Annotated in this window: 11 protein-coding genes (1 of these 11 cut by a window edge); 6 read left to right on the top strand and 5 right to left on the bottom strand. The window is 63.2% G+C overall.

What is annotated here, in order from left to right; genetic code table 11:
• Positions 1 to 109: 109 nt before the first annotated feature.
• Both AD666_RS03240 and AD666_RS03235 read right to left on the bottom strand, forming a co-directional pair.
• Positions 110 to 415 carry a hypothetical protein gene (locus AD666_RS03240; RefSeq protein ID WP_053147507.1) on the bottom strand — a complete coding sequence of 102 codons (306 nt, stop codon included), beginning with the start codon at positions 413 to 415 and terminating at the stop codon, positions 110 to 112.
• A gap of 103 nt (positions 416 to 518) precedes the next feature.
• A complete protein-coding gene (locus tag AD666_RS03235) occupies positions 519 to 2,135 on the bottom strand; it encodes a hypothetical protein (RefSeq protein ID WP_053147505.1) in 1,617 nt (538 codons plus the stop codon).
• 187 nt (positions 2,136 to 2,322) lie between these two features.
• Between AD666_RS03235 and pvdM the strand changes: the two genes are divergently transcribed.
• From pvdM to AD666_RS03205, 6 genes are all read left to right on the top strand, one after another.
• Complete coding sequence (gene pvdM / locus AD666_RS03230; protein ID WP_053147503.1) at positions 2,323 to 3,693, top strand: pyoverdine-tailoring dipeptidase-like protein PvdM; 1,371 nt, start codon at positions 2,323 to 2,325, stop codon at positions 3,691 to 3,693.
• The gene (locus AD666_RS03225; RefSeq protein ID WP_053147501.1) at positions 3,690 to 4,970 is read left to right on the top strand and encodes an aminotransferase class V-fold PLP-dependent enzyme; all 1,281 of its coding nucleotides are present in this window, start codon (positions 3,690 to 3,692) and stop codon (positions 4,968 to 4,970) included. The genes pvdM and AD666_RS03225 overlap by 4 nt, the downstream gene beginning before the upstream one ends.
• Positions 4,971 to 5,003: 33 nt before the next feature.
• Positions 5,004 to 5,879 carry a formylglycine-generating enzyme family protein gene (locus AD666_RS03220; RefSeq protein WP_053147499.1) on the top strand — a complete coding sequence of 292 codons (876 nt, stop codon included), beginning with the start codon at positions 5,004 to 5,006 and terminating at the stop codon, positions 5,877 to 5,879.
• Positions 5,880 to 5,967: 88 nt separating this feature from the next.
• Positions 5,968 to 7,626 (top strand): cyclic peptide export ABC transporter, encoded by a 1,659-nt coding sequence (locus AD666_RS03215; protein ID WP_053147497.1) that lies wholly within the window; start codon positions 5,968 to 5,970, stop codon positions 7,624 to 7,626.
• A gap of 37 nt (positions 7,627 to 7,663) precedes the next feature.
• Positions 7,664 to 11,806, top strand: coding sequence for a non-ribosomal peptide synthetase (locus AD666_RS03210; protein WP_053147496.1), 4,143 nt, complete (start codon positions 7,664 to 7,666; stop codon positions 11,804 to 11,806).
• Positions 11,807 to 11,935: 129 nt separating this feature from the next.
• Entirely contained in the window at positions 11,936 to 12,199 is a 264-nt protein-coding gene (locus tag AD666_RS03205) for a hypothetical protein (RefSeq protein WP_053147494.1), read from the top strand.
• A 90-nt stretch (positions 12,200 to 12,289) separates the two neighbouring features.
• On the opposite strand, the gene AD666_RS03200 is transcribed toward AD666_RS03205, so the two are convergent.
• The 3 genes from AD666_RS03200 to AD666_RS03190 form a co-directional block, all read right to left on the bottom strand.
• Positions 12,290 to 14,752: a TonB-dependent receptor gene (locus AD666_RS03200; RefSeq protein ID WP_053147492.1), complete on the bottom strand. Its 2,463-nt coding sequence runs from the start codon at positions 14,750 to 14,752 to the stop codon at positions 12,290 to 12,292.
• 345 nt (positions 14,753 to 15,097) lie between these two features.
• Positions 15,098 to 18,328, bottom strand: a complete 3,231-nt coding sequence (locus tag AD666_RS03195; protein WP_053147490.1) for an amino acid adenylation domain-containing protein — start codon at positions 18,326 to 18,328, stop codon at positions 15,098 to 15,100.
• Positions 18,325 to 22,290: the 3' end of a non-ribosomal peptide synthase/polyketide synthase gene (locus AD666_RS03190; RefSeq protein WP_053147488.1), read on the bottom strand. The gene runs 9,573 nt beyond the window's last position; the window shows 3,966 of its 13,539 coding nt (coding positions 9,574-13,539); its start codon lies off the right edge, out of view; the stop codon is at positions 18,325 to 18,327. The genes AD666_RS03195 and AD666_RS03190 overlap by 4 nt, the downstream gene beginning before the upstream one ends.

Here is a 22,290-nt window from a genome sequence, read left to right as displayed (position 1 = left end):
CGCTCCCACAGGGGGTCGCGGTGTATCTGACAAGCTGCGGTCATTGTGGGAGCTGGGCTTGCCCGCGATGGCGGTGTATCTGACGGACCGCGGGCACTGTGGCCTGGGTTTATCCTGCCGGTTCGGGCACCCTGGTTGCGGCGATGGCGAGATCGATCAGCGCCTGACTGTCGGCTGCGTCCACGTCGTTATCCCCGTCCATGTCTCCATGTACCGAAACCTTGTCGAGGGGACCTTGCGGGTTTGTCCTGGTCACTCGGACGCCGTAGGCGGACACAATCGAGTCGATGAACTCAGTGTCCGGGTCGTCATCGATGAACCCCGTCATGCGGGTCACGAAATCAATCTCCACCGCCCCGAAAGTCGACCCGTTTTTCTCGGTCAAGGTAATCAGGATGCCTTTGCTGGTTTCCATTCGAAGCCTCCTTTCGCAGATGATCCGATGACAGTGCAGGCACTCTATGCCGAGAGGACGAGGCTGTCTGCTGTAAGAACTAACAGGTCTCCTCGCCCAGGCACTACACAGGTCTGGCCTTGAGATTACGCGCATACCAGGGCCGTTGCGGCACCCGACGGAACAGTTTGGAAAGCTTTTTGTCATCGCTGCCGAAGGTGATGCGCAGGGCCAGTTTCATGGTTTCCGGGTCCATCTCTACCGAGCGGCCAACCTGCAACCCAGGCGTGGTACTGCAGCCATGGGTGTCCGGGCCCAGCCAGGGGTCGGCGATTTCCACCCAACGGCCTGGGGCGAACCAGGGCACGCCGTTGACGTCCAACCGGCTCACTTCGCCTGGGTGGAAACGCTCGTGCGCCCGGAACCAGTCTTCGATACGGTCGTCGATCCAGCCATGGAACGCCCAGAATACCGGGTTCACGTGGGAGGAGAACGGATCGCCGAGGAAGTCGTTTTCCACTGCAAACCAACGCTGGGCGAAGTCGGCCTGATCGCGGGCGAACGGCACCGGGTGGCCGTTGGACGGGTCCCGAGGCACCGAGGCCCAGCGCATGTGCAGCCAATCGTGCAGGCCCAGCTCCACCTCCGAACCGAACTGACCCAGGGTCAGTTTCGACAGGTAACGCGGATCCCGGTAACGCGACTCCCAGACCAGGAAGTTGCTGTGGTAGGTCTCCGCGGTCTTGATGTCGCTCACCCATTGGGCGTATTGCTCGTCACCGGCGGCCAGCCAGGTAGGCGGCAGTGCCGTACCGTCGAGGTTGTCGAAATACCGGGCGAAACCCAGGCGATCACGGTCAAGCTCCGGCTGTGGCAAGGGAAAGCGCTGCCAGGACGGCAGCGGCTGGAACGCACGAGCCGTCCTCAGCATGTGCCGGTGCATGAAAAAGAAGTCGATGCCAGAGCCGTTACGGTCCTTGCGTGGGCCACGGGCGTCACGTTCCTGGTCGCGCGGGCCGGGCTGCCATCCAAGACCGCGCAGGGCGTTGCGTTTGTCTTCGTCCAGAGTGTGCCACTTGTCCCGCGAGGCGTGCCAGAGCTGGTGGAACAACCGATGTTCGGGCGACACCAGCCAGGCCAGCAGTGCGGGGCTCAGCGGCGTGCGTTCGCGGGCCTCGGGAAACGCTTGCTTGAGGGCGATGAATTGATTGTCGAGTTCCGGCAGGGCCGCCGACCGGTCCAGTCGCGACACGCGACCGCTGAGCGTGGCGCGACCGGCATTGCCGAAGCCGGCCCAGACCTCGTCCAGGGTCATGATGAATTCATAGTCCGGTGCTTCATGCTCGGCACTGGTAAGTCGCCAACTCAACTGCCTGGGGTCGTCGCCGGCCAGGTCGCCCAGCACCCGGTAACGAGGCTCGTCGCCCGTACGCAAGCGTTCGGCGGTATCCAGGCAACCCACCACCCCACGGCCCTTGTGGGCGATGTCGAGAAACAGCTGCAGCCCGTCGCTCGGCAGACCATCGACGCCGCCGTCGCGCCCGGTGAAACGGATCGTCCAGATACCGCGCAGCTTGTCGGCGCGACGCTGGCCCGCCACATCCGCCACATCGAATGAAGCCTCGCCGGGGGTGATGGTGGGGTCCGGCCGGGTCAGTTCGCGATGCCCGTAATAAACCGCAGGCACGGCGGCACCGGTCAGCGCCAGGCCTGCCATGAACCATCGTCGAGAAATCGTCATTGCCTTACCTGTGTTCGGGCCCTGGGGTGGGCTTTATCCAAGCTAGGACGATGGGTGGGCCGGCAAATTTAAGAACACTGCAGGGGGACTCACCGGCCACCTAAATTTCCCCGCCAACCACTCGTCCTCCCCAGATAGCAAAGGCCCCGCGCCTGTCCTTCCAAGGCGAACCAGATCGAGATCGGCAATGACAACACGACGTTCGAAAAAGGCTCTTTTCACCGGTGTGCCCCTGGCCCTGGCGCTGGTGGTCGGTGGCGGCCTCGCGGCCTGGGACCACTGGTGGCGGGACAACCCCGGCTACCCGGTCAAGGTCATGAAGCAAGCCCGGGAGCTGCACGAACGCCTGCTTTCCTTCGACAGCCACATCACCGTGCCGCTGGATTTCGGCACCGCCGGCAACGAAGCCGACAAGGACGGCAAGGGTCAGTTCGACCTGGTGAAAGCCAACCGCGGGCACCTGTCCGGCGCGGCCCTGACCATCTTCGGCTGGCCGGAATTGTGGAACGGCCCCAACGCCCCCCACAGGCCCACTGCCGGTTTCGTCGAAGAAGCGCGCAACCAGCAGGAGGTGCGCTACAAGATCATCACCGGCATGGTCCGCGACTTCCCCAACGAGGTCGCCATCGCCTACACCCCGGACGATTTCCGGCGCCTGCACGGCGAAGGCAAGTTCGCGATTTTTATCAGCATGCTCAATGCCTATCCCCTGGGCCACGACCTGAACCTGCTGGACCTGTGGACGGCGCGGGGCATGCGCATGTTCGGCTTCAGCTACATCGGCAACAACGATTGGGCCGACTCTTCGCGGCCGCTGCCCTTTTTCAACGATTCCGCCGACGCCCTGGGCGGTCTTTCCGACATCGGCAAGCAAGCCGTGGGCCGCCTGAACGACCTGGGCGTGATCATCGACGTCTCGCAGATGTCGACCCAGGCCCTGGAACAAGTCGCGCAGCTGAGCCGCACACCGCTGGTGGCCTCCCATTCGGCGCCACGGGCGATGGTGGACATCCCACGCAACCTCAGCGACAAGGAAATGCAACTGATCAAGGCCAGCGGCGGGGTGGTGCAGATCGTTGGCTTCTCCCAATACCTGCGCCCACTGACGCAAAAAACCCAGGACAAACTCAACGCCCTGCGCGCGCGCTTCGATTTGCCGCCATTGCCCAACCTGGCGATGGCGCTGATGCCAGGCGACCCGATCATCGCCGCCTGGCCGGAACAGCGGTTTGGCGAATACGCCGCCCAGCTCTACGGCATCCTGGAGGAAGAACCCAAGGCCAGCCTCAAGGACCTGGGCGATGCCATCGACTATGCCGTGCGCAAGATCGGCATCGACCATGTCGGCATCAGCTCGGACTTCAACGAAGGCGGCGGCGTGAAAGGCTGGGAGGACGTGGGCGACATCCGCAACGTCACCGCCGAACTGATCACCCGCGGCTACTCCGAAGCCGACATCGCCAAGCTGTGGGGCGGCAACTTCCTGCGGGTCTGGGACCAGGTGCAGAAAGCCGCCCGGCCAGCCGTGACCTCGAACCAGAAGGCCGTACAGCCATGAATGAACGCCGCACTTTCCTGAAACAGGCCGGGATTCTCGCCGCCGGCCTGCCACTGGTCGCCAGCCTTCCCGCGCCCGCGAGTGCCGACGCTCTGCCACGGTTGCCCCGAGACAAATGGGCACAGCTGCGCGCCTTGTTCGACCAGGACCCGGACTACCTGCATTTCTCCAACTTTCTGGTCACCACCCACCCCCGCCCGGTGCGCGAAGCCATCGAAAAACACCGCGCCGCCCTGGATAAGAACCCCGGCCTGTTGATGGACTGGGACCTGGGCGTCACCGAGGAACGCGAGGAGAACGTGCGGACCTGGGCCGGACGCTATCTGCAAGCGAGCCCGAAACAGATCGCCCTCACCGGCAGCACCACCGAGGGCCTGGCGATGATCTACGGCGGCGTTCAGGTGAACGCCGATCAGGAGATCCTCACCACCGCTCACGAACACTATTCCACCCACACCATCCTCGGCCTGCGCAATCAGCGGGACGGCACGCAGGTGCGCAAGATCAAGCTGTTCGAAAGCGCCCACAACGCCAGCGAGGCGCAAATCCTCGCGACCATCGACCGCAATATTCGTCCGCACACCCGCGTACTGGGCATGACCTGGGTGCATTCGGGCAGCGGCGTCAAGCTGCCCATCGACAAGATCGGCGCTCTGGTAGACAAGCACAATCAAGGCCGCAGCGATGCACAACGCCTCATCTACGTGGTGGACGGCGTCCATGGCTTCGGCGTCGAGGACCTCGATTTCCCGGCCATGAACTGCGATTTCTTCATCGCCGGCACCCATAAGTGGATGTTCGGTCCACGGGGTACGGGCCTGGTGTGCAGCCGCAGCGAAGAGCTCAGGTACGTCACACCGATCATTCCAACGTTCTCCGAAGCCACGGCATTTTCCACCGTCATGACGCCGGGGGGCTTCCACGCCTTCGAGCATCGCTGGGCCGCGGACGAAGCCTTCAAGCTGCACCTGCAACTGGGCAAGGCCGAGGTGCAGGCGCGCATCCATGCCCTCAACACCTACCTGAAAAAGCAGCTGCTTGCGAAGTCGCAAATCGAACTGGTCACGCCTCTGAGCCCGGAGCTGTCCGCCGGTTTCACCTTCTTCCGGGTCAAGGGCCGCGAGAGCGACGAGATCGCCGCCTACCTGATGAAAAACCGGGTGATCGCCGACGCGGTGCATCGCGACGCCGGCCCAGTGGTCCGCACCGCGCCTGGGCTACTCAATACCGAAGCCGAGATCGATCACTTCATGGGGCTGCTGAGCAAGACGCTCTGAACCGAACCTTTTTGATCTAATCGAGAGAGATGGATGAACAGTTTTTCGCTGAAGTTACTCCCGGCACTGACACTCACCGCCCTGCTGCCCTCCGGTGCCCAGGCGTCACAACCGGGCCAGGTATTCCGAGACTGCAAGGACTGCCCGCAAATGGTGGTGCTGCCCAGTGGCACCTTCACCATGGGCACCCCGGACGACGAAGTCGGCCGCGAGCCCGATGAAGGACCGATGCACCCGGTGACATTCGCCAGGCCCGTGGCCATCAGCCGCTTCCAGGTGCTCAAAGGCGAATGGTTCGCCTACCTCAAGGACACCGGCTACACGATGCCCGACGCCGACAAGCGCCCCGGCCGTGCCTGCAAGGCCGGCGTTCCCGACTACCAGGGCAGCGACCCGGGCAAGCAGTACACCGACATGCACCCGGCGGTGTGCATGAATTTCGACGAAGCCACTGCCTACGTGGCGTGGTTGTCGAAAAAGACCGGGAAACAATACCGCCTGGTCAGCGAGTCGTTGCGTGAATACGCGGCCCGCGGCGGCAGCACCGGCCCGTTCCCCTTCCCCTTCGATGACGGCAAGGATTACAGCATCGCCCAGCACGCCAATACCTACGGCGCGGGCGACGGCTACAACTTCACGTCCCCCGCCGGGCGCTTCGCGCCTAACGCTTTCGGGGTGTACGACATGCACGGCAACGTCTACGAATGGACGGCTGACTGCTACAACCCCAACTACGACGGCGCCCCGAGCGACGGCAGCGCCTGGCTCAGCGGCGACTGCAAGGCGCGGCGCATCCGCGGCAATGACTGGGGCGAAGCGCCGGTGTTCTCTCGCTCGGGCAATCGCAACGCGGTCTATCCCGATGCACGGGGCGATTGGCTGGGGTTCCGCGTGGCGCGGGATATGTGAACCATGACCGCCCTGCTCATTGCATTTTTCCCGCCTCGCGCCAACGCCTTGAACCACGGCCATCACCGGCCCTAAAAGGGAATCCCCCATGACCTCGAACTCCCGCGGAGCCCTGCGTGAAGTGCTCAGCCTGCTCAAGCCTTTCCGGCTCATTGTGGTGGCGTCGATTCTGCTCGGCATGCTGGGTGGCCTGAGCATCACCGCCCTGCTCGCCACCATCAACGACGCCTTGAATGCCGCGACCAAGCCCACGCCGCAGGTGCTGGCAACGTTCGTGGGCCTCTGCGCGGCGGCGCTGCTGACCTCGATTCTGTCGGACATCGGCACCAACCATGTCGGCCAGAACATCATCGCCAGCTTGCGTAAATCCCTGGGCAAGAAAGTCTTGCTGGCCCCCATCGAGCAGATCGAACGCTTTCGCAGCCATCGACTCATCCCGGTGTTGACCCATGACGTCAACATGGTCAGCAACTTCGCGTTTTCCTTCGCACCGCTGGCCATCGCCTTCACCGTCACCCTCGGTTGCCTGGCCTACCTGGCCTACCTGTCACTGCCGATGTTCGCGGTGCTGCTGGTGGCGCTGGTGATCGGCACCGTCATCCAGTACGTGGCCCGGGCCCGGGGCATCAGGGGCTTCGAAGCGGCCCGCGAGGCGGAAGACGCCCTGCAAAAGCACTACAGCGCCATCGCCGCCGGTGCCAAGGAACTGCGCATCCACCGTCCCCGCCGCCAGCGCATGTTCAGCCAGCGCATCGAAGCGACCGCCGATGACATCTGCGCGACCAACATCCGTTCGGTCAATACCTTCGTGGTCGCCAAGACCTTCGGTTCGATGCTGTTCTTCGTGGTCATCGGCCTGGTCCTGGCCCTGCAATCGCTGTGGCTGGGCACCGACAAGGCGGTGCTCAGCGGCTTCGTGCTGGTGCTGCTGTACATGAAGGGCCCGCTGGAATACCTGGTGATGACTTTGCCGGTCATCAGCCGGGCCAACATCGCCTTCAAGCGCATCGCCGAACTGGCCGAGCAGTTTTCCTCCCCCGAGTCGCACCTGTTGCTCGATGACAGGAACAGTCCCAGCCCGACGATCCAGCAGCTCGAGCTGCGCGATGTGCATTACGCCTTCCCGGCGGTCGACGGCAGCCAACCCTTCACTCTCGGGCCGATCAACCTGACCATCGCCCAGGGCGATATCGTCTTCATCGTCGGCGAAAACGGCGGCGGCAAGACCACGCTGATCAAGCTTCTGCTGGGGCTCTATCCCCCACAACGTGGCGATATCCTGCTCGATGGCCAACCGGTAACCGCCGCCCAACGGGACGATTATCGCCAGTTGTTCACGACCATTTTTGCCGACTACTACCTGTTCGACGAACTGGTCCAGGGCGACCAGCAGGTGCCTGAAGAAGCCAACCGCTACCTGGAGCGCCTGGAAATCGCCCACAAGGTCAGCATCCACGACGGCCTGTTCAGCACCACCGACCTGTCCACCGGTCAGCGCAAGCGCCTGGCCCTGCTCAACGCCTGGCTGGAAGGCCGCCCGGTGCTGGTCTTCGACGAATGGGCCGCCGACCAGGACCCGGTGTTCCGCCGGGTTTTCTATACGCAACTGCTGCCGGAACTCAAGGCGCTGGGCAAAACCATCATCGTCATTTCCCACGATGACCGTTACTTCGATATCGCCGATCAACTGGTCCGGATGCAGGCCGGTCGGGTCATCAGTGAAAAGGCCCCGCAGGCTTTTGCCTGAGCCGTCCCGACGCAATGCTGTCTACCGCGAGAACACCATGAACGAACTGCTAGATGATGATCTGCTGACGCTACTGCTCGATGAGGCCGAGGATGGCATGCCCGAAGGGCCCCGCCTGGACCGCGCGCCCTTGTCCTTTGCCCAGCAACGCCTGTGGCTGGAGCACCAGCGTGACCCGACCCGTTCGGCCTACAACTTGCCAAGGGCCCTGCGCCTGACGGGCGAGCTCGATGCCGATGCCCTGGAACAGGCGCTCAACCGCGTCATTGACCGCCACGACATCCTGCGCACCGCGATTACCGAAATCGATGGCGCGGCGGCCCAGGTGGTCGAACGCAACGCCAAGCTGGTCCTGCAGCGCGATGACCTCGGCGCGCTCGGCCACCAGGCACGGACCATCGAGCTCGCCCAGCGCATCGAGCAGCACGCCCGGCAACCCTTCGACCTCAGCCATGCGCCACTGATGCGAGCAACGCTGCTGCGACTGGACAGCGCTGAACATGTATTGCTGCTGAACATGCATCACATCGTCTCCGACGCCTGGTCCAACACGATTCTCATGCAGGACCTGACCCAGGCCTACGCCCGCGCCCTGCTCGGCGACGCTTCACCGTTGCCGGCCTTGCCCCTGCAATACGCCGATTACGCAGCCCACCAACGAGGCGAATACCTGCAGAGCACGGCCTGCCAGCGCAGCGGCGACTACTGGCGCCAGTGCCTGGGCCATGACCTGCCCGTTCTCGAATTGCCTCAGGATTTCGCTCGCGCCGCGAGCCAGCAGCACATGGCCGGACGCGTCCAGGTGACACTTGCACCGGCCCTGGCCCAGGCCCTGGAGACGTTTTGCCGACGCCAGGGGCTCACGCCGTTCGTGGTGGCGCTAGGCGCCTGGCAACTGTTGCTGGGCCGGTACGCCAACCAGAACGATTTCACCGTCGGCGTCCCCAACGCCAACCGCAACAGCCCTGAAAGCCAGGAGCTGGTGGGTTTTTTCGTCAGCAGCCAAGTCTATCGGGCGCAGCTCGATTCGACGCGCACCGTGTTGGATTTTCTTCGCGACCTGCGCGTGCAATCCCTGGCGGCGCTTGAACATGCCGACTACCCGCTGGAACTGATCATCGACCAATTGCAACGCCCCGGCACACAGAGTTCCAACCCGCTGTTCCAGGTCCTGTTCAACTGGCGCACCGGTACGCCCACGACATCGATGTCGATCCAGGATGGACTGGCGATGGAATTTCTGCCCACCGGCGACAATCAGGCCAAATTCGACTTGTCGCTGGATATCGATTATTCACCGCAGCAATTACTGGCGACGTTCGAATACAGCCGTGATCTCTACCGGACGGCGACCATCGAGCGCATGGCCGAGCACTGGCAAAACCTGTTGCAGGGCCTGATCGACACCCCGCAATGTGCATTGGGCGAACTGCAACTGCTGAGTTCCCGGGAGCGCCAACAGATCCTGGACGACTGGAACCGGCAACCGACCCAACTGCCCCGCGAGCGATGCCTGCACCACCTGATCGAAAGCCACGCGGCCACCACGGGCGACGCGATTGCCTTGACCTTCGAAGGGCAACACCTGAGCTATGCCGACCTCAACCGGCAGGCCAACCGCTTGGCCCATCGGCTGATCGCCGAAGGGGTCGGGCCCGATGTACTGGTGGGGATCGCCGCAGAACGGACACCCCAAATGATCGTCGGCCTGCTGGCGATTCTCAAGGCGGGCGGCGCCTACGTGCCGCTGGACCCGGCGTATCCTTCCGATCGCCTGGCCTACATGATCCAGGACAGCGGCATCACGCAGGTCCTGACCCAGGCGCATCTGCGTGATTCGTTGGCGTTGCCCGCCGGTACGGTCTGTCTGTCGCTGGATCCGCAGGACGTCGATGACGGATGTCCCGAGCACAACCCGGATGTGCCGGTGCACCCGGATAACCTGGCCTACGTGATCTACACCTCAGGCTCCACCGGCCAGCCCAAAGGCGCGTTGCTGGCGCATCACAACGTCACCCGTCTGTTCCAGGCCACGGACCGCTGGTTCAGTTTCGACCACCGGGACGTCTGGTGCCTGTTCCACTCCTACGCCTTCGACTTTTCCGTGTGGGAGATCTTCGGCGCGCTGTTGCATGGCGGCCGGCTGGTCGTCGTGCCCCATGTCGTGAGCCGTTCGCCGGAAGATTTTCATGCCCTGTTGTGCCACGAACGTGTCACCGTGCTGAACCAGACACCGTCGGCGTTCAAGTCGTTGTCGCAGGTCGCCTGTGCGTCACGGCAGCCCCTTGACCAGCATCTGCGGCAGGTGATCTTCGGCGGTGAAGCCATCGATGTGCAGAGCCTGCGCCCCTGGTTCGAACGCTTCGGTGACCGGACGCCACAGCTGATCAACATGTATGGCATCACGGAAACCACCGTCCATGTCACCTGGCGACCGCTGTCGATGCAAGACCTGGACAGCGAGGCCGCGAGCCCTATTGGCGAGCCCATTGTCGACCTGTCCTGGTATTTGCTCGACGCTCACCTGAACCTTGTCCCCAAAGGCTGCACCGGTGAGCTCTATGTCGGTCGGGCCGGCCTGGCCCGTGGTTATCACGGGCGCGCTGACCTGACCGCCAGCCGCTTCATTCCCGACCCCTTCGATCCGCTGCCGGGTGGACGCCTGTACCGCACCGGCGACCTCGCCCGCTACCGTGCCGACGGCAGCATCGAATACATCGGGCGTCTGGATCATCAGGTCAAGATCCGCGGCTTCCGCATCGAATTGGGCGAAATCCAGGCGCGCCTGCAAACGCTGCCGCCGGTGCAGGATGCCGTCGTGCTGACCCATGACGGCCCCGGCGGCCTGCAACTGGTCGCCTATGTGATTGCCGCGCAGCCCACCCCGGAACTGCGCGAAAGCCTGTTGGCCGCGCTCAAGGCGCAAATGCCGGACTACATGGTGCCCAGCCACCTGCTGTTCATCGACCGGTTCCCCCTCAATGCCAATGGCAAGCTCGACCGCAAGGCCTTGCCGGAGCCCGACGCCAACCTCGGCCAATCGCGCTACGTGGCGCCTCGCACCCAGTTGGAACAGGCCCTGGCGCAGCTTTGGCAGCAATCCCTCAGGGTCGAGCGCGTGGGCATCGACGACAGCTTCTTCGAGCTGGGCGGACATTCGATCCTGGCAATCGAGCTGATCGCCAGCCTCAAGGCACGCCTGGATATCACGGTGCGTCTGCAGGAGTTGCTGAGCCATCCGAGCATCGCCGAACTGGCCCTGTTCATCTCGCAGAAGCATCGCGAGCAAGCCCAGTGCCTGGTCGCCTTGAACAGCGCCCCCGCCAGCGCGCCCCAGTTGTTCTGCCTGCACCCCAGCGGCGGCATCGTGTTCTGCTACCAACCCCTGGCGCGCAAACTGCAGAATCGGGCGCGCACCTTCGGCGTCATGCACCGCGGCTTCAGCGAACCCCATGTGGGGCCCGAGGCCTGGGGCGAGATGATTGCCTACTACAGCCGGGAAATCGTCAAGGCCCAGCCCCAAGGCCCGTACTACCTGATGGGCTGGTCCCTGGGCGGCACGATTGCCCTGGACATCGCCGCGATGCTGGAAAGCCAGGGCCATACCGTCGGTTTCCTGGGCCTGGTGGACAGCACGATCCCTGAGCACCTGTACCCTGAAGCGTTGCCGCGTCATCGGCATTTGCCCGGCCAGGAAAAAACCGACCTGGCGTCCCAGGATCTGATCGAGGCCATCGAGTATTTCGACCTGCTGTTTCCGACACTTACGGAGCGCACGGCGGCGTATCGGCGTGAACATCCCGAGAGCACGGCCAAGGCCTTCCATGACTGGGCCGCCAGCCAGATCGAGCCAGGCCGCAGCGATTTGCTGTCGGTGGTGCAAAGCGTCAAGGAAGAGGTCATGAACGCCCAGGCGTTCTCGGTGCATGATCGTTTGCTGGAAGCTTTCGATGGGTACACCCTCAAGCCGGTGCGGGTCCGTCCCAGCTGCTGGTGGACGCAGGCGGAAAAAACTCCGGAAGAACTGGCCTTCTGCGAAGCCCTGATCCAGGCGCACAGCCTGACCGGTGAGCTGAACGGTTCGGTGCACTCGCCGTTGCGCCACCGTAGCATGATCTTCGATGACGCCTTGCTGGACTCGCTGGTCGAGACCTTCATGGGCAGTACCGTCAGCCCATAAGGCGGGATCGCCACAGCGCTTTGCCCCCTAACCCTTCAGCCATAAAAAAACCGACCTGCACAGGCGGGTAATGCCGGTCAGTTAAGGATCTAATGGCGCAAAATCTGTGGGAGCAAAGCTTGCTCGCGATTGGGGCGGGTCAGTCTACAACTGTGTCGGCTGGTCTACCGCTATCGCGAGCAAGCTCTGCTCCCACAAAGTTGCTGGTGGACGCAGGCGGAAAAAACTCCGGAAGAACTGGCCTTCTGCGAAGCCCTGATCCAGGCGCACAGCCTGACCGGTGAGCTGAACGGTTCGGTGCACTCGCCGTTGCGCCACCGTAGCATGATCTTCGATGACGCCTTGCTGGACTCGCTGGTCGAGACCTTCATGGGCAGTACCGTCAGCCCATAAGGCGGGATCGCCACAGCGCTTTGCCCACCAACCCTTCAGCCATAAAAAAACCGACCCGCACTCAGGCGGGTCGGTTTTTTATTGATGGGATCAGAACTGCGGGGTGTACTTCACGGTGAACATCATATTGCGCGGATCACCGAAGTTGTTGTTGCCGTTGAGCTCATTGTAACCGGGCGCAATGTACGTTTTGTCGAACAGGTTATTGAAGTTGACCGCCAGATCGATCTCCGATGTCAGCTGGTAACCGACGCGGGCGTTCCATACGGTATAGCCGGGGACTTCATAGTCTGCGAGATAACCCAGCGTGTGACTTTGGGTAGTGAAGCCCAACCCCGCACTGACGCGATTCCAATCGCCAGTGAACTTATAGTTCCCCCACATGCGCAGCATGTGTTTCGGCGTCCAGCTACTGAACACTTTGCCTTCTTTGTCTGGATCGTTCAGGTGCTTGGTGGTGTTGTAGGTATAGCCCGCGAACAACTCCAGGTTGTCGATCACTTCACCGCTGATTTCGGCATCGATACCCTGGCTCCGCACTTTTCCCGAGGCAGTGGAGCAGTTGAATCCTGTACAGCCGGGGATCGGGAGCGCACGGTTCTCATGGTCATAGCGGAAGACCGCCAGGGACGTGTTGACCCGACCATCCATCAACTCACCCTTGAGCCCGACTTCATAGTTGGTGCCCACGATGGGCTTGAGTACCGAACCGCTGGAATCGAGGTTGGTTTGAGGCTGGAACACATCGGTGTAGCTGGCGTATACCGCCCATTCACGGCTCAGGTCATAGACGATACCGGCGTACGGTGTAACCACTCCGGTTTCAGTTGCGGTGCTGGGGTCGTTGCGTGTGATCCCGGTTGACCTTTCGTTTTTCGACTTGTAGCTGAAGTCGTACCAGCTGACCCGGGAACCCAGGATCAGCGTCAGGTCATCCACCGGCTTGACACGCCAGGTGCCGTACAGGCCTTTCTGGCGGACATCGTACTTGCTGAGGACGCCCAAGCCACCCGCATTGATCAGGCTGTCATAGCTGATGTCCGGACGGTCATTGTCCAGATCGAAAATGGAGTCGTTGGTGTTGTTGAAGGTACGGGCGTATTTGTCATCGGTCTCCAACTGAGAGTAGTTGCCGCCCAGCATGACTTCCTGCTGCATCGACAGGGCTTCGAATTTGCCGGTCAGGTTCATGTCCAGACCGGACTTCTCGGACTGGAAATCGGTCACGAAGTCGGCATATTGCACACCGCTGCCATCAGGCAACAGACCACCGCCACGCTGGACTCGCTGGTTTTTCGCCTGGTTGTCCTCGGTCATGTGTACGGCGCCCACCTTGAACGCCCAGTCTTCGTTGAAGCGGTGCTCCAGATCGGCATAGGTGGTGGTGACGTTGATGTCGGAGCGGTTCCAGCGCGCGCCGGTGTAGGTCGAACGCGACACGTCCGGCATCGAGCCGTCGGCGTAGCGTGGCAGGCCGCGGATGTTGCCGCGGGATTCGCCCTCGGACCGGCTGACCGCCAGGCCCAGGGTGGTGGCCTCGCTCAGGTCGATGTCCAGCGCGCCGTACAGCGAGTGGGTCTTGTTCCATGCATGATCGATAAAGGAATTGCTCTGGTCTTCGTCGGCGACGATACGACCGCGGATAGTGCCGGCCTCGTTCAAGGGGCCGCCAGCGTCCAGTTGCAGGCCATAGTGGTCCCAGGAGCCGGCCTTGCCGGTCAGGGTCACGGTCGGGGCGCTCTGGCCACGCTTGCGTACCAGGTTGACGGCACCGCCGGGGCTGCCCGTGCCTTGCAGCAGGCCGGAAGCGCCGCGCAGGATCTCCAGACGGTCGAAGAAGATCAGATCCTGGGTCGCCCAGTTGCCCAACGAATAGGTGTTGCGCGGGATCGGTACGCCGTCGTACTGCCAATCGTCGATCTGAAAACCGCGCGACGACAGGATCATGCCCTGGCCAACGCCCTGCAGGCCAACGATGCCGGTGGTCTGGTTGACGGCGTCCTTGAGATCGACCAGGTTCTGGTCGTCCATCTGCTTACGCGTCATCACGGTGACCGACTGGGGGATTTCCTTGAGGGTGTGGGTGCCCTTGCCAATGGTCACGGCGTTGCTGGTGTAGGATTGACTGCCTTCGGTCGTCGCGTCCGGTGCTGTCGCCTTCACTGTGGTCGCCCCCAGCTCCAGGCCTCCCGCCGAGGAACCCCGCACCAGCATCAACGTGCTGCCCTCCACGCTGTAGCTCACGCCCGTGCCCTTGAGCAATTCGGCAATGGCCGCCTGCGGGCTCATCTTGCCGCTGACGCGGTTGCTTTTCAGGCCCGCCATATCGTCGGCGTTGTAGATCACCTGCTGATTGGTCTGCTGGCCGAACGCCTGCAACGCCTTGGGCAGCGATTGCGCGGGAATGTCGATGCTGACGTCTTCCGCCATCACCTGGGCGCTCAGTGGCAGTACGCAAACCAACCCCAGACCGGCCAACATCCGACGCGAACGCAGGCCGCGGGACATGACGAGTGCCTTGAACAGAGGTTTCAACTCATGAATGGATGACATCGTGCTCTCTATTATTGGTAGAAGTGAAAGGTCATGGGGCCGGAGGGCCCACCGCTCGCCAGTACCCGTGAACCCGCCCTGCCGACTGCCTTTGGCAATGGATCAGTGCGCGCTGACCGGCCCCTCCCCGGGCGCGGTCATCCGGCTGGACGACGGCAATTTTCCTGCTGGACAAATCCGCTGCCTGGGCTGCCCTGCCCGACCCGATTTGCCTACACACGTTAGTAAGACGCAGCACCTGGAGAAAACCGGAATGAGTTTATTTATCATTCACGTAACAAAATTTAAAAAAAGGCCGACGCGGTGAGGCGACGGCCTTTTTCCCTGCTTTGCGATCCTGTCGGGTCAGGTGCCTTGCGCGACCCGAGTGGAGTGTTGTAGCCGAGCCTGTTCGGTCAGGCGGGCCTTTTCCTCGGGACTCATCGCCTCCATGCGCAAGCGCACCTGGGCCATTTTTTCCAATTGTCCCGGGCTGCTTTCCAACGCCCGCATGGCCGACGCCAGCGACGCCACCGTCGGATGATCGAAGACCAGCCCCGGATGAATGTCGCACTGCAATAACTTGCGAATGCCGGCCACCAGCTTGATCACCAGCAATGAATGCCCTCCGGCGGCGAAGAAGTCGCGGTCGATGCCCAGACTTTCAAGCCCCAGCAATTGCGCCATGCGCGTGGCAAGCAGTTGCTCCAGCGCATCCCGTGGCGCGGCGTCTTCGTCATTCGCCGTTGCACCGGCCAACTGTTGCAACGCCTTGCGATCAATCTTGCCGTTGGCCAACCGTGGAAATTGCTCGATCAGTTGCAGGTGTGCCGGCACCATCACACTGGGCAGGCGCGCGCTCAGGCCGGCACGCACGGCGTCCAGCAAACCCGCCGACGGCCCCGACTGCGCCACCACAAAGGCCAGCAGCCCCTGTTCGGTCGACGCGGCCGGCAACACCTGCGCTTCGGCCACCCCTGGCAGGCGCAGCAGCTCGGCCTCGATTTCCGCCAGTTCAATACGGAACCCGCGCACCTTGATCTGCTGATCGCGCCGGCCGTGCAGCTGTATCGCACCGTCCGCCCGATAACGCGCCAGGTCACCGGTGCGATACAGCCGCTGCGCCGGATCGAAGGGACTCTGGATGAATGCTTGCCCGTCGGCTTCGGCGTTCAGATACCCCCGGCACAGCTGCGCGCCGCCCAGGTACAACTCGCCCAGCAGGCCCACCGGCGCCAGGCGCAGGTCGGCGTCCAGCACGTACACCTGGTTATTGCCCAGCACTTGGCTGAGCGCCGAACAATCGTCGGCGGCGCCGTCCAGCGATAACGGATGGATCATCACGCCCACCGTGGCCTCGGTCGGCCCGTAGTGGTTGAACACCCGGCAATCGCCACGCACCCGTGCGATGCGCTCGACCAACGTAGCCGCAATCGGTTCGCCACCCAGAATCACGGTCCGCGGCAGGACCGCCCGCTCACTGTCGAGCAGCGCTGCCAGGTGCGACGGCACGATTTTCAGGCAGTCGATGGCGTGGTGTCGCAGGTACTCGGCGAACAACGCGCCGTCCTGCATCTGCTCATCGCTGGCCACATGCAATGCCGCACCGTTGAACAGCGCACCGAACAAGGTCGTGTTGCCCAGGTCCGCCGCTACGGTGGAGCTGAAAGCGACGCTCCTGCACTGCTCGAGCCCCAACGCCTGGCTGGCCTGGGCGGTGTAGTTGAGCAATTGCCGATGCTCGATCACCACCCCTTTGGGCACGCCGGTCGAGCCGGAGGTAAACAACACATAAGCGATGTCGTTGCCCCGAGTGGCAAGTGCGGGCAACGGCACCGTCGACTGGCCGAGCTCAGCCAGGGTCAGCGCCATGTACGATTGTTCTTGCCAGGTCGGCAGACGCGTCGCATCGGTCAGCAACACCGTCGCGCCGGCCTGTTCCAGCATCAACGCCTGGCGCGCCTGGGGCCACTGCGCATCCAGCGGCAGATACGCCGCCCCCAAGCGCCAGCTCGCCAGCATCGCAATCACCAGGTCCGCCGAGCGCGGCAGGGCCAGGGCGACAATCGAACCGGCCTCCAGCCCCCGCGCCTTCAGGCCTCGCGCTACAGACTCGACCCGGGCTTGCAATTGTTGATAGCTCAATTGCCCATGGGCATCGCTCAGGGCGATGGCATCGGGCGTTCGGATCGCCAGATCGGCGATGCGCTGCGGCAGGTAACGGTTATCCGCCAACGCCTGCATCGTCGGGTTGATCGCCCGCAGGCGCTGTTCCTCGGTGGCCCCCAGCAGACTGAGCTGGGCCAGTGCCGTCCGCGGTGCCGCCAGGATCGAGGCCAGCAGCACGCCGTACTGTTCAAGCAGGGCATTGGCCGAGGCTGGCGAATAATGCGAACCGGCGTAACACAGATCGATGGCGGCAAGCCGCTGATCAGCGTGCAATTGAACCTGCAGCAGCAGCTCGAACGCATCGGCCTGGCCCTCGGTACACTCCGATGCGACCCAGTTCAAGCCGCCCATGTGCCCGGCGGGAATAGCCTGTTCCACGGTAAAGCCATAGGCCGGCCGCGCTGCGCCGGGCGACAGTTCCGGCGCCCAGTACTCCTGCCAGGTGCGATGTTCTTCGAGGCGCGCCGCCAGCGCTCCCAACCACTCATCGAACGGCGCGGTGGCAGGCAACGAAAGCCACAACGGTAAGGTTTTCTCGAACATACCCAGGGCATGGGCGAAATACTCATAGTCCTCGCGGCTGTCATGGCGCACGCCCACCAGGGCCTGTTCCAGACCGCTCAAACGGCCCAGCAGAAGCCACCACGCGCCTTGTAACAGCGTGGCCAACGGCTGGCCGAGCTGCTCGGCCAAACGCTGCAAAGCGTCACCCTGAGCAGGCGCCAGTGCCAGCGATACCCGCGTGTCGGCAACCCCCGCCTCTGCACTGGCACCGCGTTCAGCCAGCCATGGCGTGGCGATATCCGCCTGCACGCCTTGCAGATGTTGTTGCCAGTAGGTCCGCGCAGCGGCAGCGTCTTCATCGAGCACCACTTCACTGCGCCATTCCAGGTACTGGGCAAACTCGCCGGGCAGCTCGTCATCCGTTGCCTGGGCCGCGGCATAGGCCTGTTGGATTTGCTCAAGCAGCAGGTTCAAGGTTTGTGCATCGGCACTGTGGCGAGCGATGCCCAACACCAGTTGCCATCGCTGGGGCGCCAGGCGATGGAGTACGGCCTGGACGCCTTCCGATTCACCGACCACGAAGGCACGGCCCATCGATTCCTCGATCTGCACCTGGACGTCCTCGACCCGTTGCTCGCCAGCCTGTATCGCCAGCGGGAAGCGCCCGGCAGTAGCGGCGACCTGACGCCAACCGTGGAAACCGGCGACCTTGACCAGACGCGCCAGCAACATTGGCTGCTGCGCCACCAAGGCATCCAACGCAACCTGCAAGCGCTGCGGATCGAGATCGCCCTCGATGCCCACCTTCAACCAGCGCAATGCCTCGCCACAAGTCGCCGTGTTCGACAACTGCTCCAGTACCCGTTGTTGCTCGGGTGTCAGGGCGAAACCCGGATCCTGTGCGTCCATCATGACCTCGTTCATGCTCCGACTTCCTCGGTATTCAATGCGCCCTGGGCGGTTTGCATAGCGGCCGGCGGATGTTCCAGGCTGCTGCGGTCGTACATGTCGCCCATGGCAACCACGATCTTGCGGGGACCTTCGAACGGATCGCGGGCATGGGCCACCAGCATGTTGTCCAGCAGGATCACATCGCCTTTGCGCCAGTCGAAACGCACCGCGCAGGCTTCGTACAACTGGCCAATGCGCTCCATCACCTCGTCTTCGATCGGTGTGCCGTCGCCGTAGTAGACATGCCGGGGCATCCGCTCCAGGCCGTACATCGACAGCAGGTCCTCCCGCACGTCCGGGTCCAGCCAGTAGATGTGATGCAACTGCACCTGGTTGAAGAACGACTTCTCACCGGTGATCGGGTGCGTGATGATCGCGGGCCCCGGCGTGCGGGTCTGCAATTCGTCGTTGTCGAGCCAGCGCCATTGGATGCCGCCGGCCCGGCAACGGGCCTCGACTTCGCTGCGGTCTTCGGTCTTGAAGAAGTGCTGCCACGACACGTCGAGCTTGTCGGTGAAGGTGCGCACGTAGAGCAGGCCCTTGTCCTCGAATTTCTCGCGAAGGTCGGCCGGCAGTTTTTCGTACATCAACCGGCAATCCACCACCGGGGTCGCACCTCCCACCGGCGCTGCCTGCTCGCAATAGAACATCTGCTTGCGTGGCCAGCGGTCCTGATGGGAGCTCTCGTTATGGAACAGGATCATCTTGCGCTCCGGGTAAGGCGTGGAGCGGTAGGTGTTCTTGCCCCCTTCCTTCTTGGGCAGGTCGCCGTACTGACCGTAAAGGCCCGGCTGTATGGCTTCGGCGAATGCTTCGAAGCCCTGGATGCCATCCAGCTCGAAACCGCGGAAGAGAATGCCGGCATGCTCGGCCAGCTTCTGCTCGATCAACGGCCGGTTCTGCTGGATCCACTCGATGACATCCAGATGGGGCTCTGCCGGCTCCAGCATCAACGGGAATCGCTGCGGCGCCGCCACCAGCGATTCACGCACCCGTGCCGGGCGGGCCTTGGCCAGCGGTGTCACGGAGCGTTTAAGAAACTTGCCCAGTTTATCGGCCTTGGGCCCCGGGACGGTGGCAGGCTTGACGGCTGCCGCCAAGTTGTCGACTGGCATGCTGATAGCTCCCAATTGAATGTCCTGATCAGCGACGATCTGTTCCAACAGGGCCGTCCAGGCCTGGATCAGGTACTGAATGCGCTCGTGTCCGAACAAGGTTGTGGCGAATTGCCAATTACCGCGCAATTGCCCTTCTTCTTCGTCAACGAACAGCGCCATGTCGAATTTAGAATGGGTCTCAAGCGCAGGCAGGAACTCTACGCTCAGCCCCGCCATGGAGCGGGTGCGCACCGGCACGTTGTTCATCACGAACAACACCTGGAGCAACGGGTTCATGCCTTTGTGGCGGGGGACCCCGGACACGTCGACGATCTGATCGAATGGCACATCCTGATGCTCCAGAGCGCCAAGCAGGTCATCCTGGGTCTGCCCCAGGAACCGTGCGAACGTGGCGTCGGCGGCAAGGCGAGAACGCAGCGGCAACACGTTGACGAAGAAGCCGATCAGGCGCTCCAGCTCGGGTCGCTCACGACCGGCCACGTCCACCCCGATTACCACGTCCTGCGCACCGCAGACGCGATGCAACAGTACCTGGAAGGAGGCCAGCAACGTGCTGTACAAGGTGACGCCAGCCGCGCCCGACAACCGGCGCAAGGCCTCGCTCAAGGTCGTGGACAGTTGGAATTGCAGCGCATCGCCGTCATAGGACGCGGCCTGGCCACGCGGGCTGTCAAGCGGCAGGCTCAAACGCCCCTCGTAGCCACTGAGCCGCTGTTTCCAGTACTCGGCCTGGCGCGCCAATACGCCTTGTTCTTCCAGCGCCTGTTGCCACAACGCAAAGTCCTGGTACTGAACCTCCAGGGGCGGCAGCGGCATCGGTTCGCCCTTGAGGGACGCCTCGTAGGCCTGCACCAGTTCGTTGATCAACAGACCCATGGACCAGCCATCGGAGATGATGTGATGCATGGCGAACAGCAACACATGCTCGGTCGGTCCCAAGTGCAGGATTCGCCCACGCAGCAGCGGTGCCTGCTCCAGGTCGATCGGCATGCGCGCGTTTTCCAATGTCGCCTGGGCCACCCGCTCGCGCTGGGCGCTGGGGGAAAGGCCGGACAGGTCGATCACCGGGAAGTCCAGTCGGACCTCATCGGCAATCAACGCCACCGGATCTCCTTCGTCGTCCTGGGTGTACGCGGTGCGTAGCACATCGTGGCGACGGACCACTTCGGCGAAGCTGTCCAACAGACGCGCCACCGACAATTCGCCGCACAGGCGCAACGCCATGGGCATGCCGTACGCCGAGGTGCCGCCGGACAACTGTTCGGCGATCCACAGCCGTCGCTGTACCAACGACAGCGGCGCCGAACGCCGCGGTCCGTGGGCCACCAGCCGGATTCCGTTGGAGTCCCCGGCCCGCACCGGCCCCTCTACGGCGCCAGCCATCAGGGCCGCCAGCGCCTTGAGCTGCGGATGGTCGAACACATCACGCAGGCTCAGCGGATAGCCGGTCAGCTTGCGCAGGCGGGAGACCGCCTGGGTCGCCAGCAGCGAATGACCGCCGCGCTCGAAGAAATGGTCGTGGCGCCCGACCTGCTCCACGTCCAGCACTTCTTGCCAGACAGTGGCGATCCGTTGCTCCAGTTCGCCCTCCGGCATCGCGAAGCCTGGCTGCGCCTGGCTGGCATCGAAGCGCGGCAGGGCCTTGCGCTCCAACTTGCCGTTAGGGCTGACCGGCATGCGCTCCAGCACGAACCAGTGCTGCGGAACCATGTAGTCGGGCAAATGCTGGCTCAAGTGGGCCTTCAACGCCTGCTCCAGCTCTTGGCTGACAGTGCCGTCGCCGCCCAGCCACGCTGGCGACTGCGGCACCACATAGCCCACCAGCAGCGTGCCGTCCTGGGCGATGACCACGCTTTCACGGACCTCGTCATGCTCGGTCAGGCGCGCTTCGATCTCCCCCAGCTCGATGCGCAAGCCACGGATTTTCACTTGATGGTCCATGCGCCCGGCGTACTCGATGACGCCATCTGCGCGATAGCGCGCCAGGTCGCCGGTCCGGTACAACCGCGCACCGTCGCCGAACGGGCTGGTGACGAATCGCTCGGCCGTCAGCGACGGGCGACGATGGTAGCCGCGCGCCAGGCCTTCACCGCCCAGGTACAACTCGCCCGTCACGCCCACGGGCACTGGCGACAGGTCGTGGTCGAGGATAAACGTGCCCAGGTTGGCGATCGGCTGGCCGATCGGCACCGCGTCCCGACCTTCATCGACGCAGGTCCAATGGGTCACGTCGATGGCGGCTTCGGTGGGGCCGTACAGGTTGTACAGGCCGGCAGCCGGCAGTTTGGCGAACACTTGCAGTTGGGCATCCACCGGCAGCGCTTCGCCGCTGCAAATAATCCGCTTCAGGCTCTGGCAACGACCGACCGCCGGATCCTGCATGAATACCTGCAACATCGACGGCACGAAGTGCAAGGTGGTGATCCGCTGCGCGGTGATCAGCTCGATCAACTGCTGCGGATCGCGATGAGCCCCTGGAGGCGCCATTACCAACGTGGCGCCGGTCAGCAACGGCCAGAAGAACTCCCAGACCGATACGTCGAAGCTGAAGGGAGTCTTTTGCAGCACACTGTCGCCTGCGTCCAGCCGGTAGGCGTCCTGCATCCAGCACAACCGGTTGACCAGGGCCGAATGGCGGTTGCCGGCGCCCTTGGGCTTGCCAGTGGAACCGGAGGTGTAGATCACGTAGGCCAGGTTTTCGCCTTGCACGGCGACCTCGGGATTGGCGTCGCTGCACCCGGCCAGCCAGTCGCCCGGCTGATCCAGCACCAGACTGAGCAAACCCGTCGGCACAGGCAGTTGGTCAAGCAGATGACG

The sequence above is a fragment of the Pseudomonas sp. Pf153 genome, from assembly GCF_001269775.1.
Lineage (GTDB): Bacteria > Pseudomonadota > Gammaproteobacteria > Pseudomonadales > Pseudomonadaceae > Aquipseudomonas > Aquipseudomonas uvaldensis.
This window is presented reverse-complemented; position numbering and strand designations above follow the sequence as displayed.

Bases quoted from the DNA above. Each gene is read 5' to 3' on its own strand.
- AD666_RS03240 (WP_053147507.1), bottom strand. From the start codon at position 415: ATGGAAACCAGCAAAGGCATCCTGATTACCTTGACCGAGAAAAACGGG.
- AD666_RS03235 (WP_053147505.1), bottom strand. From the start codon at position 2,135: ATGACGATTTCTCGACGATGGTTCATGGCAGGCCTGGCGCTGACCGGT.
- pvdM (WP_053147503.1), top strand. From the start codon at position 2,323: ATGACAACACGACGTTCGAAAAAGGCTCTTTTCACCGGTGTGCCCCTG.
- AD666_RS03225 (WP_053147501.1), top strand. From the start codon at position 3,690: ATGAATGAACGCCGCACTTTCCTGAAACAGGCCGGGATTCTCGCCGCC.
- AD666_RS03220 (WP_053147499.1), top strand. From the start codon at position 5,004: ATGAACAGTTTTTCGCTGAAGTTACTCCCGGCACTGACACTCACCGCC.
- AD666_RS03215 (WP_053147497.1), top strand. From the start codon at position 5,968: ATGACCTCGAACTCCCGCGGAGCCCTGCGTGAAGTGCTCAGCCTGCTC.
- AD666_RS03210 (WP_053147496.1), top strand. From the start codon at position 7,664: ATGAACGAACTGCTAGATGATGATCTGCTGACGCTACTGCTCGATGAG.
- AD666_RS03200 (WP_053147492.1), bottom strand. From the start codon at position 14,752: ATGTCATCCATTCATGAGTTGAAACCTCTGTTCAAGGCACTCGTCATG.
- AD666_RS03195 (WP_053147490.1), bottom strand. From the start codon at position 18,328: ATGAACGAGGTCATGATGGACGCACAGGATCCGGGTTTCGCCCTGACA.